At 61.2% G+C, this 13,949-nt stretch carries 11 protein-coding genes and 1 pseudogene; all 12 read left to right on the plus strand.

Annotated features, from left to right (window positions below; all coding sequences use genetic code 11):
• The first annotated feature begins 479 nt into the window (after window positions 1–479).
• Window positions 480–893 carry an NADH-quinone oxidoreductase subunit A gene (locus AB4O25_RS07720; protein ID WP_003219575.1) on the plus strand — a complete coding sequence of 138 codons (414 nt, stop codon included), beginning with the start codon at window positions 480–482 and terminating at the stop codon, window positions 891–893.
• Window positions 894–903: 10 nt separating this feature from the next.
• Window positions 904–1,578, plus strand: a complete 675-nt coding sequence (locus AB4O25_RS07725; protein ID WP_017527180.1) for a NuoB/complex I 20 kDa subunit family protein — start codon at window positions 904–906, stop codon at window positions 1,576–1,578.
• 71 nt (window positions 1,579–1,649) lie between these two features.
• Window positions 1,650–3,434, plus strand: a complete 1,785-nt coding sequence (gene nuoC / locus AB4O25_RS07730; RefSeq protein ID WP_460150721.1) for an NADH-quinone oxidoreductase subunit C/D — start codon at window positions 1,650–1,652, stop codon at window positions 3,432–3,434.
• 2 nt (window positions 3,435–3,436) lie between these two features.
• Window positions 3,437–3,934 carry an NADH-quinone oxidoreductase subunit NuoE gene (nuoE, locus tag AB4O25_RS07735; protein ID WP_003174721.1) on the plus strand — a complete coding sequence of 166 codons (498 nt, stop codon included), beginning with the start codon at window positions 3,437–3,439 and terminating at the stop codon, window positions 3,932–3,934.
• The gene (nuoF, locus tag AB4O25_RS07740; protein WP_017527178.1) at window positions 3,931–5,286 is read left to right on the plus strand and encodes an NADH-quinone oxidoreductase subunit NuoF; all 1,356 of its coding nucleotides are present in this window, start codon (window positions 3,931–3,933) and stop codon (window positions 5,284–5,286) included. The genes nuoE and nuoF overlap by 4 nt, the downstream gene beginning before the upstream one ends.
• Before the next feature lie 135 nt (window positions 5,287–5,421).
• Window positions 5,422–8,136, plus strand: coding sequence for an NADH-quinone oxidoreductase subunit NuoG (gene nuoG, locus AB4O25_RS07745; RefSeq protein ID WP_017527177.1), 2,715 nt, complete (start codon window positions 5,422–5,424; stop codon window positions 8,134–8,136).
• Complete coding sequence (gene nuoH, locus AB4O25_RS07750) at window positions 8,133–9,140, plus strand: NADH-quinone oxidoreductase subunit NuoH (protein ID WP_017137518.1); 1,008 nt, start codon at window positions 8,133–8,135, stop codon at window positions 9,138–9,140. The genes nuoG and nuoH overlap by 4 nt, the downstream gene beginning before the upstream one ends.
• 11 nt (window positions 9,141–9,151) lie before the next feature.
• Window positions 9,152–9,700, plus strand: coding sequence for an NADH-quinone oxidoreductase subunit NuoI (gene nuoI / locus AB4O25_RS07755; protein WP_003174725.1), 549 nt, complete (start codon window positions 9,152–9,154; stop codon window positions 9,698–9,700).
• 9 nt (window positions 9,701–9,709) lie between these two features.
• Window positions 9,710–10,213, plus strand: a complete 504-nt coding sequence (gene nuoJ, locus AB4O25_RS07760) for an NADH-quinone oxidoreductase subunit J (protein ID WP_017527176.1) — start codon at window positions 9,710–9,712, stop codon at window positions 10,211–10,213.
• Between the two features lie 2 nt (window positions 10,214–10,215).
• On the plus strand, window positions 10,216–10,524 hold the full coding sequence (gene nuoK / locus AB4O25_RS07765; protein ID WP_003174727.1) for an NADH-quinone oxidoreductase subunit NuoK: 309 nt from the start codon (window positions 10,216–10,218) through the stop codon (window positions 10,522–10,524).
• Window positions 10,521–12,374: an NADH-quinone oxidoreductase subunit L gene (nuoL, locus tag AB4O25_RS07770; RefSeq protein ID WP_460150722.1), complete on the plus strand. Its 1,854-nt coding sequence runs from the start codon at window positions 10,521–10,523 to the stop codon at window positions 12,372–12,374. Before nuoK ends, nuoL begins: the two co-directional genes overlap by 4 nt.
• Window positions 12,375–12,413: 39 nt before the next feature.
• Window positions 12,414–13,945 (plus strand): annotated as a pseudogene (gene nuoM, locus AB4O25_RS07775) (NADH-quinone oxidoreductase subunit M).
• The last annotated feature ends 4 nt before the right edge of the window (window positions 13,946–13,949 follow it).

Below are 13,949 nucleotides of genomic sequence, written 5' to 3' on the forward strand. Positions count from 1 at the left end.
TTCGGGGCGTTTTTTTTGCCTGGACTGAGCCCCCTCCCACATGGGGAAATGTGATCTGCCTGAAAATTTTGCGCAAATCTTGATCCAGAGCGGTATTCGCTGCAGATAAATCGGTTAAAAGATCCACTCCAACACTCGCGACATTCAAGCAAGTAACGGCAACTTCCCGCGCCACACGAGAAACACTCGCTTAAACCTCCGCACAAACAATATTCATTATCATTTGGCACTTAAAAGCTTCGTTACCGGTTAAACAAAACAGATTTGATTAAATGCCCGCTAATGCCCACCCTGTAAGGGTTACAGCCCCATTGAGGTGCACTATGTCCTTATTCCAACGAATAATTTCGCTATCGCAATTTTACTTGCCCGGTGTTTAGCCATAAAATCACCGCGGTTGACTGCGCTGCGACATATCGTCACTGCATCATTACTTTTTCGAGCTCAGAGACCTTTGCTCTCTGTTAAGGATTTCCAGCATGACCGAAGCGACAGGACTCATGGCCCACAACTGGGGCTTTGCCATTTTCCTCCTCGGTGTTGTCGGCCTCTGTGCCTTCATGCTCGGCGTCTCCAGCCTCCTTGGGTCAAAAGCCTGGGGCCGCAGCAAAAACGAACCGTTCGAGTCGGGCATGCTACCTACAGGTGGCGCCCGCTTGCGGCTCTCAGCCAAATTCTATCTGGTCGCGATGCTCTTCGTGATCTTCGATATCGAAGCCCTTTTTCTCTTTGCCTGGTCTGTGTCCGTCCGCGAAAGCGGCTGGACCGGATTCGTCGAAGCCCTCGTTTTCATAGCAATTCTGTTGGCAGGCCTTGTCTACCTATTTCGAGTGGGCGCCCTTGATTGGGCTCCGGAAGCTCGTCGTAAGCGGCAAGCGAAGCTGAAACAATGAGGCTTTGGCGATGCAATACAATCTCACCAGGATCGACCCGGATGCTCCTAACGAGCAATACCCCATCGGCGAACGGGAAACCGTTTCCGACCCGTTAGAAGACCAAGTCCACAAAAACATCTACATGGGCAAGCTGGAGGACGTGCTGAGTGGCGCGGTTAACTGGGGGCGTAAAAACTCCCTGTGGCCGTACAACTTCGGCCTTTCGTGCTGCTACGTGGAAATGACCACCGCCTTCACGGCGCCCCACGACATCGCGCGCTTTGGCGCCGAAGTTATCCGGGCCTCGCCGCGCCAGGCGGATTTCATGGTTATCGCCGGTACCTGCTTCATCAAGATGGCGCCGATCATCCAGCGTCTCTATGAGCAAATGCTCGAGCCGAAGTGGGTTATCTCCATGGGTTCGTGCGCCAACTCCGGTGGCATGTACGACATCTACTCGGTCGTTCAAGGGGTGGACAAGTTCCTGCCCGTGGACGTCTATGTGCCTGGCTGCCCGCCCCGCCCCGAAGCATTTCTGCAAGGCTTGATGTTGTTGCAGGAATCGATTGGCAAGGAGCGTCGCCCGCTGTCCTGGGTCGTCGGCGATCAAGGCGTTTATCGCGCCGAGATGCCTTCGCAAAAGGATGCGCGCCGCGAACAGCGAATCGCAGTCACCAATCTGCGCAGCCCCGACGAAGTCTGATCCAGCCCGCTTCTTTTATAGAACGAAAACCTGGCCTCATTCTTTACGTTGACCGAAAGCGATAAAAAACCATGACTACAGGCAGTGCTCTGTATATCCCGCCTTATAAGGCAGACGACCAGGATGTGGTCGTCGAACTCAATAACCGTTTCGGCCCTGACGCCTTCACCGCCCAGGCCACACGCACCGGTATGCCGGTGCTGTGGGTGGCGCGCGCCAGGCTCGTCGAGGTCCTGACCTTCCTGCGCAACCTGCCCAAGCCGTACGTCATGCTCTATGACCTGCATGGCGTGGACGAGCGTCTGCGTACCAAGCGCCAGGGGCTGCCGAGCGGCGCCGATTTCACCGTGTTCTACCACTTGATGTCGCTGGAGCGTAACAGCGACGTGATGATCAAGGTCGCGCTGAGCGAAAGCGACCTGAGCGTCCCGACCGTGACCGGTATCTGGCCGAACGCCAGCTGGTACGAGCGTGAAGTCTGGGACATGTTCGGTATCGACTTCCCTGGCCACCCGCACCTGACGCGCATCATGATGCCGCCGACCTGGGAAGGTCACCCGCTGCGCAAGGACTTCCCTGCCCGCGCCACCGAATTCGACCCGTTCAGCCTCAACCTGGCCAAGCAACAGCTGGAAGAGGAAGCCGCGCGCTTCCGTCCGGAAGACTGGGGCATGAAGCGCTCCGGCACCAACGAGGACTACATGTTCCTCAACCTGGGCCCGAACCACCCTTCGGCTCACGGTGCCTTCCGTATCATCCTGCAACTGGATGGCGAAGAAATCGTCGACTGCGTACCGGACATCGGCTACCACCACCGTGGTGCCGAGAAGATGGCCGAGCGCCAGTCCTGGCACAGCTTCATCCCGTACACCGACCGTATCGACTACCTCGGCGGCGTGATGAACAACCTGCCGTACGTGCTCTCGGTCGAGAAGCTGGCCGGCATTAAAGTGCCAGACCGCGTCGACACCATCCGCATCATGATGGCCGAGTTCTTCCGCATCACCAGCCACCTGCTGTTCCTGGGTACCTATATCCAGGACGTCGGCGCCATGACCCCGGTGTTCTTCACCTTCACCGACCGTCAGCGTGCCTACAAGGTCATCGAGGCCATCACCGGCTTCCGTCTGCACCCGGCCTGGTACCGCATCGGCGGCGTGGCCCACGACCTGCCCAATGGTTGGGAGCGCCTGGTCAAGGAATTCGTCGAGTGGATGCCCAAGCGTCTGGACGAATACCAGAAAGCCGCCCTGGACAACAGCATCCTCAAGGGCCGCACCATCGGCGTCGCGCAGTACAACACCAAAGAAGCCCTGGAATGGGGCGTCACCGGTGCCGGCCTGCGTTCCACCGGTTGCGACTTCGACCTGCGTAAAGCACGCCCGTATTCCGGCTACGAGAACTTCGAGTTCGAAGTACCCTTGGCGGCCAATGGCGATGCCTACGACCGTTGCATCGTGCGCGTCGAAGAAATGCGCCAGAGCCTGAAGATCATCGAGCAGTGCATGCGCAACATGCCGGCCGGCCCGTACAAAGCGGATCACCCGCTGACCACGCCGCCGCCCAAAGAGCGCACGCTGCAGCACATCGAAACCCTGATCACGCACTTCCTGCAGGTTTCGTGGGGCCCGGTCATGCCGGCCAACGAATCCTTCCAGATGATCGAAGCGACCAAGGGTATCAACAGTTATTACCTGACGAGCGATGGCGGCACCATGAGCTACCGCACCCGGATTCGCACCCCAAGCTTCCCGCACTTGCAGCAGATCCCTTCGGTGATCAAAGGCGAGATGGTCGCGGACTTGATTGCGTACCTGGGTAGTATCGATTTCGTTATGGCCGACGTGGACCGCTAAGCATGAACAGCACGCTTATCCAGACAGACCGTTTCACCTTGAGTGAAACCGAGCGCTCGGCCATCGAGCACGAGCTGCATCACTACGAAGACCCGCGCGCGGCGTCGATCGAAGCCTTGAAGATCGTCCAGAAGGAACGTGGCTGGGTGCCTGACGGCGCGCTCTACGCCATCGGCGAGATCCTCGGCATTCCCGCCAGCGACGTTGAAGGCGTGGCGACGTTCTACAGCCAGATCTTCCGCCAGCCGGTCGGCCGCCACATCATTCGCGTGTGCGACAGCATGGTCTGCTATATCGGGGGTCACGAGTCGGTGGTCAGCGAGATCCAGAACAAGCTGGGCATCGGCCTCGGCCAGACCACCCCGGACGGGCGCTTCACGCTGCTGCCGGTGTGCTGCTTGGGCAACTGCGACAAGGCGCCGGCGTTGATGATCGACGACGACACATTCGGTGACGTGCAGCCTGCTGGCGTGACCCAATTGCTCGAGGGCTACCCATGACCCTGACTTCTTTCGGCCCGGCCAACCTGATCAAGCGTTCGGCCGAGACCCACCCGCTGACCTGGCGCCTGCGTGATGATGCCGAGCCGGTATGGCTCGACGAATACCAGGCCAAGAACGGTTACGCCGCCGCGCGCAAAGCCTTCGCCGACATGGCCCAGGACGATATCGTCCAGACGGTCAAGGACGCCGGCCTCAAGGGCCGCGGCGGTGCAGGCTTCCCCACGGGCGTGAAGTGGGGCCTGATGCCCAAGGACGAGTCCATCAACATCCGCTACCTGCTGTGCAACGCGGATGAAATGGAGCCCAACACCTGGAAAGACCGCATGCTGATGGAGCAACTGCCCCATCTGCTGATCGAAGGCATGCTGATCAGTGCCCGCGCCCTCAAGACCTACCGTGGCTACATCTTCCTGCGTGGCGAATACACCACCGCCGCCAAGCACCTCAACCGTGCCGTGGCCGAAGCCAAGGCAGCGGGCCTGCTGGGCAAGAACATCCTCGGTTCGGGTTTTGACTTCGAACTGTTCGTGCACACCGGCGCCGGGCGTTATATCTGCGGCGAAGAAACCGCACTGATCAACTCCCTCGAAGGCCGCCGCGCCAACCCGCGTTCCAAGCCGCCCTTCCCTGCCGCCGTGGGCGTGTGGGGCAAGCCGACCTGCGTGAACAACGTCGAGACCCTGTGCAACGTGCCGGCGATCATCGCCGACGGCGTGGACTGGTACAAATCGTTGGCCCGCGAAGGCAGCGAAGACATGGGCACCAAGCTCATGGGCTTCTCCGGCAAGGTCAAGAACCCTGGCCTGTGGGAACTGCCATTCGGCGTGACCGCGCGCGAGCTGTTCGAGGACTACGCCGGTGGCATGCGCGACGGCTACACCTTGAAAGCCTGGCAGCCAGGCGGCGCCGGTACCGGTTTCCTGCTCCCTGAGCACCTCGACGCACAAATGTACGCCGGCGGCATCGGCAAGGTGGGCACCCGGATGGGTACCGGCCTGGCGATGGCGGTGGACAACACGGTGAACATGGTCTCGCTGCTGCGCAACATGGAGCAGTTCTTTGCCCGCGAGTCCTGCGGCTTCTGTACCCCATGCCGCGACGGTCTGCCGTGGAGCGTGAAGCTGCTGATGGCGCTGGAAAACGGCGAAGGCCGCGAGGGTGACATCGAAACCCTGCTGGGCCTGGTCGGTTTCCTCGGCCCCGGCAAGACTTTCTGTGCTCACGCACCGGGCGCCGTGGAGCCACTGGGCAGCGCAATCAAATACTTCCGCTCGGAGTTCGAAGCCGGCATCGCGCCTACCAGCGCCGCCGTGCCGCCTCTGGCGAAGCCGATCGTAGTCGGCGCGTAACGCTTAAACAGGCGAAGGGTCCGTGCCCTTCGCCTGCTCATGTGCTGACGCCGTAACGGCTGTGTAGATGCACATGAATAACAAGATTCCATTAGCCACGCCCGCTGACAACGGGCCAACGAAGAACTTTGAACCATGGCCACTATCCACGTAGACGGCAAAGCGCTCGAAGTCGATGGGGCGGACAACCTGTTACAGGCATGTCTGTCACTAGGCCTCGACATCCCGTATTTCTGCTGGCACCCCGCGCTTGGTAGCGTCGGTGCCTGTCGCCAGTGTGCGGTCAAGCAATACACCGACGAGAACGACACCCGTGGTCGTATCGTCATGTCCTGCATGACCCCAGCCACCGACAACACCTGGATCTCCATCGACGATGAAGAATCCAAGGCGTTCCGCGCCAGCGTTGTCGAATGGCTGATGACCAACCACCCCCACGACTGCCCGGTCTGTGAGGAAGGCGGTCACTGCCACCTGCAAGACATGACGGTGATGACCGGCCACAACGAGCGCCGCTATCGCTTCACCAAGCGTACCCACCAGAACCAGGACCTCGGCCCGTTCATCTCCCACGAGATGAACCGCTGTATTGCCTGCTACCGCTGCGTGCGCTTCTATAAAGACTATGCCGGCGGCACCGACCTGGGCGTCTTTGGCGCACACGACAACGTGTACTTCGGTCGCGTTGAAGACGGCGTGCTCGAGAGCGAGTTCTCCGGCAACCTCACCGAGGTCTGCCCGACCGGTGTGTTCACCGACAAAACCCACTCCGAGCGCTACAACCGTAAGTGGGACATGCAATTCGCGCCGAGCATCTGCCATGGCTGCTCCAGCGGTTGCAACATCTCCCCGGGCGAGCGCTACGGTGAACTGCGTCGTATCGAAAACCGCTTCAACGGTTCGGTCAACCAGTACTTCCTGTGCGACCGTGGCCGTTTCGGCTACGGCTATGTCAACCGCGAAGACCGCCCACGCCAGCCGTTGCTGGCCGATGGCGCCAAGCTGAGCCTGGACGAAGCGCTGGATAAAGCCGCCGACCTGCTGCGCGGCCGCAACATCGTCGGTATCGGTTCCCCGCGCGCCAGCCTCGAAAGCAACTACGCGTTGCGCGAGCTGGTAGGCGCCGAGCACTTCTACAGCGGCATCGAAGCCGGTGAGCTGGAGCGTATCCGTCTGGTGCTGCAAGTGCTGAACGACAGCCCGCTGCCCGTGCCGAACATGCGCGACATCGAAGACCACGACGCGATCTTCGTGCTCGGTGAAGACCTGACCCAGACCGCCGCGCGCATAGCGCTGTCGTTGCGCCAGTCGGTCAAAGGCAAAGCCGAAGAAATGGCCGACGCCATGCGCGTACAGCCGTGGCTCGACGCCGCCGTGAAGAACATCGGCCAGCACGCGCTGAACCCGCTGTTTATCGCAAGCCTGGCTGAAACCAAGCTCGACGACATCGCCGAAGAATGCGTCCACGCAGCACCGGACGACCTGGCCCGCATCGGTTTCGCCGTGGCCCACGCCCTTGACGCCGGCGCGCCTGCCGTCGACGGCCTGGACGCTGAAGCCGTGGCGCTGGCCCAGCGTATCGCCGACGCCCTGCTGGCGGCCAAGCGCCCGCTGATCATTGCCGGTACCTCGTTGGGTTCCAAAGCGCTGATCGAAGCCGCCGCCAACATCGCCAAGGCCCTCAAGCTGCGCGACAAGAACGGTTCCATCAGTCTGGTCGTGCCGGAAGCCAACAGCCTCGGCCTGGCCATGCTCGGTGGCGAGTCCGTTGACGCTGCGCTGCAAGCGGTGACCGACGGCCGTGCCGATGCCATCGTGGTACTGGAAAACGACCTGTACACCCGCACCGATGCCGCCAAGGTTGACGCCGCACTCAGCGCCGCCAAAGTGCTGATCGTGGCCGACCACCAGAAGACCGCCACCAGCGACCGTGCCCATCTGGTGCTGCCGGCCGCCACCTTCGCCGAAGGCGACGGTACCCTGGTCAGCCAGGAAGGCCGCGCCCAGCGCTTCTTCCAGGTGTTCGATCCGAAGTACATGGACGCCAGCATCCTGGTTCACGAAGGCTGGCGCTGGCTGCATGCCCTGCGCGCGACCCTGCTGAACCAGCCGATCGACTGGACCCAGCTCGACCACGTCACCGCTGCCGTGGCCTCCAGTGCACCGCAACTGGCGCGTATCGTCGATGCCGCGCCGTCCGCCGCGTTCCGCATCAAGGGCTTGAAACTCGCCCGTGAACCGCTGCGTTACTCCGGTCGTACCGCCATGCGCGCCGACATCAGCGTGCACGAACCGCGTACCCCGCAAGACAACGACACCGCGTTCGCCTTCTCGATGGAAGGTTACTCGGGTTCGGCCGAACCGCGTCAGCAGGTGCCGTTCGCCTGGTCGCCGGGCTGGAACTCGCCGCAGGCCTGGAACAAGTTCCAGGACGAAGTCGGTGGGCATATCCGTGCCGGTGACCCGGGCACCCGCCTGATCGAAAGCAGCGGTGACTCGCTGAACTGGTTCGCCGCGGTACCGCGTCCGTTCAACCCGGCGCCGGGTACCTGGCAGGTCGTGCCGTTCTTCCACCTGTTCGGCAGCGAAGAGAACTCTTCCAAGGCCGCGCCGGTGCAAGAGCGCATTCCAGCCGCCTACGTGTCGCTGGCCAAGTCCGAAGCCGACCGCCTGGGCGTCAACGACGGCGCTTTGCTCAGCCTGAACGTGGCCGGCCAGGCCCTGCGCCTGCCGCTGCGCATCAACGAAGAGCTGGGTGCCGGCCTGGTTGCGCTGCCAAAAGGCATCGCCGGGATCCCGCCCGCCATTTTCGGCAAAACCGTTGACGGTCTGCAGGAGGCAGCGCAATGACTTGGTTCACGCCGGAAGTAATTGACGTGATCATCTCGGTGGTCAAGGCCATCGTGATCCTGTTGGCAGTGGTCGTCGCGGGCGCCCTGCTCAGCTTCGTCGAACGTCGCCTGCTGGGCTGGTGGCAGGACCGTTACGGTCCGAACCGCGTTGGCCCGTTCGGTATGTTCCAGATCGCCGCCGACATGCTGAAAATGTTCTTCAAGGAAGACTGGACCCCGCCGTTTGCCGACAAGGTGATCTTCACCCTGGCACCCGTCGTGGCCATGAGCGCCTTGCTGATTGCGTTTGCGATCATCCCGATCACCCCGACCTGGGGCGTGGCGGACCTGAACATCGGCTTGTTGTTCTTCTTCGCCATGGCCGGTTTGTCGGTCTACGCGGTGCTGTTCGCCGGTTGGTCGAGCAACAACAAGTTCGCCCTGCTGGGCAGCTTGCGGGCTTCGGCCCAGACCGTGTCCTACGAAGTGTTCATGGGCCTCGCGCTGATGGGCATCGTGGTGCAGGTTGGCTCGTTCAACATGCGCGACATCGTCGAGTACCAGGCGCAGAACCTGTGGTTCATCATTCCGCAGTTCTTTGGCTTCTGCACCTTCTTCATCGCTGGCGTGGCCGTGACTCACCGTCACCCCTTCGACCAGCCGGAAGCGGAACAGGAACTGGCCGACGGTTACCACATTGAATATGCCGGCATGAAGTGGGGCATGTTCTTCGTCGGTGAGTACATCGGCATCATCTTGATCTCGGCCCTGCTGGTCACGCTGTTCTTCGGCGGCTGGCACGGTCCGTTCGGCATCCTGCCGCAGTTGGCCTTCTTCTGGTTCTTCCTGAAGACCGCGTTCTTCATCATGCTGTTCATCCTGCTGCGCGCCTCGATTCCGCGCCCGCGCTATGACCAGGTGATGGATTTCAGCTGGAGATTCTGCCTGCCGCTGACCCTGATCAATTTGCTGGTGACGGCTGCCGTCGTGTTGTTGAACACGCCAGCCGGCGCGGTTCAGTGAGGATTTGACCCATGTTCAAATATATTGGCGACATCGTTAAGGGTACCGGTACCCAGTTGCGAAGCCTGGTGATGGTGTTCGGTCACGGCTTTCGCAAACGCGACACCCTGCAATATCCGGAAGAAGCGGTGTACCTGCCGCCGCGCTATCGCGGCCGCATCGTACTCACCCGCGACCCCGATGGCGAAGAGCGTTGCGTAGCCTGCAACCTGTGCGCCGTGGCGTGCCCGGTGGGTTGCATCTCCCTGCAGAAAGCTGAAACCGAAGACGGTCGCTGGTACCCGGACTTCTTCCGCATCAACTTCTCGCGCTGCATTTTCTGCGGCCTCTGCGAGGAAGCTTGCCCGACCACCGCGATCCAGCTCACACCGGATTTCGAGATGGCCGAGTTCAAACGTCAGGACCTGGTGTACGAGAAAGAAGATCTGTTGATTTCCGGTCCCGGTAAAAACCCTGATTACAACTTCTATCGTGTTGCAGGTATGGCCGTTGCCGGTAAGCCCAAAGGCGCCGCACAAAACGAAGCCGAGCCGATCAACGTGAAGAGCTTGCTGCCTTAAGGAAGAAAGATGGAATTCGCTTTCTATTTCGCATCGGGTATTGCAGTGGTGTCCACGCTTCGCGTGATCACCAACACCAACCCCGTGCACGCCCTGCTCTACCTGATCATTTCGCTGATCGCCGTGGCCATGACCTTTTTCAGCCTCGGCGCACCGTTCGCCGGCGTGCTGGAAGTGATCGCCTACGCCGGCGCCATCATGGTGCTGTTCGTGTTCGTGGTGATGATGCTCAACCTGGGGCCGGCTTCGGTCGCCCAGGAGCGCGTCTGGCTCAAGCCCGGCATCTGGCTCGGCCCGGTTGTCCTCGCAGCGCTGCTGCTGGGTGAACTGCTGTATGTGCTGTTCGCCCACCAGAGCGGCCAGGCCATCGGCCACACCACCGTGGACGCGAAAGCCGTGGGCGTCAGCCTGTTCGGCCCGTACCTGCTGGTGGTCGAACTGGCGTCGATGCTGCTGCTCGCCGCAGCCATCACTGCCTTCCACTTGGGCCGCAACGAAGCCAAGGAGCAATGACGATGCCTGCTATCCCTTTGGAGCATGGTCTGGCGGTCGCCGGCATCCTGTTCTGCCTTGGCCTGGTCGGCCTGATGGTTCGCCGTAACATTCTGTTCGTGTTGATGAGCCTGGAAATCATGATGAACGCCGCGGCATTGGCGTTCATCGTGGCGGGCGCACGTTGGGGCCAGCCCGATGGACAAGTCATGTTCATCCTGGTGATCAGCCTGGCAGCCGCCGAAGCCAGTATTGGCCTGGCGATCCTGCTGCAGCTGTACCGTCGCTTCCACACGCTTGATATCGACGCTGCCAGTGAGATGCGCGGATGAACATGATCTTTCTGACTTTCGTATTCCCCCTGATCGGTTTCCTGCTGCTGTCGTTCTCCCGTGGACGCTGGTCGGAAAACTTGTCTGCCCTGGTGGGCGTGGGCTCGATCGGCCTGTCGGCCATCGTCGCCGCTTACGTCATCTGGCAATTCAACGTGGCACCGCCCGACGGCGGCCATTACACCCTGGTGCTGTGGCAGTGGATGTCGGTGGAGGGCTTCAAGCCCAACTTCGCCCTCTACGTCGACGGCCTGTCGATCACCATGCTCGGCGTGGTGGTGGGTGTGGGCTTCCTGATCCACCTGTTCGCGTCCTGGTACATGCGCGGTGAAGCGGGCTACTCGCGCTTCTTCTCGTACACCAACCTGTTTATCGCCAGCATGCTGTTCCTGGTGCTGGGCGATAACCTGTTGTTCCTGTACTTCGGTTGGGAAGGCGTGGGCCTGTGCTCGTACCTGTTGATCGGTTTCTACTACAGCAACCGCAACAACGGTAACGCGGCGCTCAAGGCGTTTATCGTCACCCGCATCGGCGACGTGTTCATGGCGATCGGCCTGTTCATCCTGTTCCAACAGGTGGGCACGCTGAATATCCAGGAACTGCTGGTGCTGGCACCGCAAAAATTCCAGGTCGGCGACTTCTGGATCACCCTGGCGACCCTGATGCTGCTGGGCGGCGCCGTGGGTAAATCCGCGCAACTGCCGCTGCAAACCTGGCTGGCGGACGCGATGGCCGGCCCTACCCCGGTATCGGCACTGATCCACGCCGCCACCATGGTAACCGCCGGTGTCTACCTGATCGCCCGTACCCACGGCCTGTTCACCCTGGCGCCGGACATCCTGCACCTTGTAGGCATCGTTGGCGGCGTGACCCTGGTACTGGCCGGCTTCGCCGCGCTGGTGCAGACCGACATCAAGCGTATCCTCGCCTACTCGACCATGAGCCAGATCGGCTACATGTTCCTGGCCCTGGGCGTCGGAGCCTGGGACGCGGCGATTTTCCACCTGATGACCCACGCCTTCTTCAAGGCCCTGCTGTTCCTCGCTTCCGGTGCGGTGATCGTTGCCTGCCACCACGAGCAGAACATCTTCAAGATGGGCGGTCTGTGGAAGAAACTGCCGTTGGCCTACGCCAGCTTCATCGTCGGTGGTGCCGCCCTGGCCGCCCTGCCGCTGGTGACCGCCGGTTTCTATTCCAAGGACGAAATTCTCTGGGAAGCCTTCGCCAGCGGTAACCGGAACCTGCTGTACGCAGGCCTGGTAGGTGCGTTCATGACCTCGCTGTACACCTTCCGCCTGATCTTCATCACCTTCCACGGTGAAGCCAAGACCGAAGCGCACGCAGGCCACGGCATCTCCCACTGGTTGCCATTGTCGGTGCTGATCATCCTGTCGACCTTCGTCGGCGCGATGATCACCCCGCCTCTGCACGGTGTGTTGCCACAGAGCGTCGGCCATGCCGGCGGCGAAGCTCAGCACAGCCTGGAAATCGCCTCGGGCGCCATTGCCATTGCCGGTATCCTGCTGGCGGCCCTGCTGTTCCTCGGCAAGCGTCGCTTCGTGACGGCCGTGGCCAACAGTGGCATCGGCCGCTTCCTGTCGGCCTGGTGGTTCGCCGCGTGGGGCTTCGACTGGATCTACGACAAACTGTTCGTCAAGCCTTACCTCGCTATCAGCCACGTACTGCGCAAAGACCCGCTCGACCAGACCATCGGTCTGATCCCGCGCGCCGCGAAAGGCGGTCACACCGCCCTGAGCCGCAGCGAGACGGGCCAATTGCGTTGGTATGCAGCTTCCATGGCGGCCGGTGCCGTGCTGGTGATCGGCGCCATCGTAGTGGTAGCGGTCTGATATGAACTTTGCGAACTTGCGAAAGGAAACGAGCCTGTCATGATTCTGCCCTGGCTAATCCTGATCCCCTTTATCGGCGGCCTGCTCTGCTGGATGGGTGAACGCTTCGGCGCCACCCTCCCCGCTGGATTGCGTTGCTGACCATGTCCCTGGAACTCGCGCTCGGCCTTTGGCTGTGGGCCCATGGTGACTACTCATTCGCTCCGGCACCGGGCGTCGATCCGACCTTCGCGCTTGAATTCAAGCACGTGTGGATCCAGCGTTTCGGCATCAACGTGCACCTGGCCCTCGACGGCCTGTCGCTGTTGATGATCCTGCTGACCGGCCTGCTGGGTATCCTCTCGGTACTCTGCTCCTGGAAAGAAATTCAGCGTCACGTGGGCTTCTTCCACCTGAACCTGATGTGGATTCTGGGCGGTGTTGTCGGCGTATTCCTCGCCCTCGACCTGTTCATGTTCTTCTTCTTCTGGGAAATGATGCTGGTGCCGATGTACTTCCTCATCGCGCTTTGGGGTCACAGTTCTTCGGACGGCAAGAAAACCCGGATCTACGCGGCGACCAAGTTCTTCATCTTCACCCAGGCTTCCGGCCTGATCATGTTGGTGGCGATCCTGGGTCTGGTACTGGTCAACTTCAACAGCACAGGCGTGATTACCTTCAACTACGCCGACCTGTTGAAAACCAAGATGTCCCTGACCACCGAGTACATCCTCATGCTGGGCTTCTTCATCGCCTTCGCGGTGAAGCTGCCGGTGGTGCCGTTCCACTCCTGGCTGCCTGACGCTCACGCCCAGGCACCGACCGCCGGTTCCGTCGACCTCGCCGGTATCCTGCTCAAAACCGCCGCTTATGGCCTGCTGCGCTTCGCATTGCCGTTGTTCCCGAACGCCTCGGCCGAGTTCGCGCCGATCGCCATGACCCTGGGTCTGATCGGGATCTTCTACGGTGCGTTCCTGGCCTTCGCCCAAACCGACATCAAGCGCCTGATCGCCTTCTCGTCCGTTTCCCACATGGGTTTCGTACTGATCGGCATCTACTCCGGCAGCCAGCTGGCGTTGCAGGGCGCGGTGATCCAGATGTTGGCCCACGGTGTCTCGGCGGCTGCGCTGTTTATCCTCAGCGGCCAGTTGTACGAGCGCCTGCACACCCGTGACATGCGTGAAATGGGTGGCGTGTGGTCACGCATCGCTTACCTGCCGGCGATCAGCCTGTTCTTTGCCGCGGCATCCCTGGGCTTGCCGGGTACCGGTAACTTCATCGGCGAGTTCCTGATCCTGATGGGAGCCTTCGTGCAGACGCCGTGGATCAGCGCCATCGCTACCTCGGGCCTGGTGTTCGGTTCGGTCTACTCGCTGATCATGATCCACCGTGCCTACTTCGGCCCGGCCAAGTCCGACACTGTCCTGAAGGGGATGGATGCTCGCGAACTGATCATGGTGCTCGGCCTCGCGGTACTGCTGATCTACATCGGCGTATACCCGCAGCCGTTCCTGGACACTTCTGCCGCAACGATGCATGGCGTGCAGCAGTGGTTCGGCACCGCCTTCTCTCAACTCGCTTCGGCCCGGTAAGAGC

The organism is Pseudomonas sp. S3_A03, from assembly GCF_054668275.1.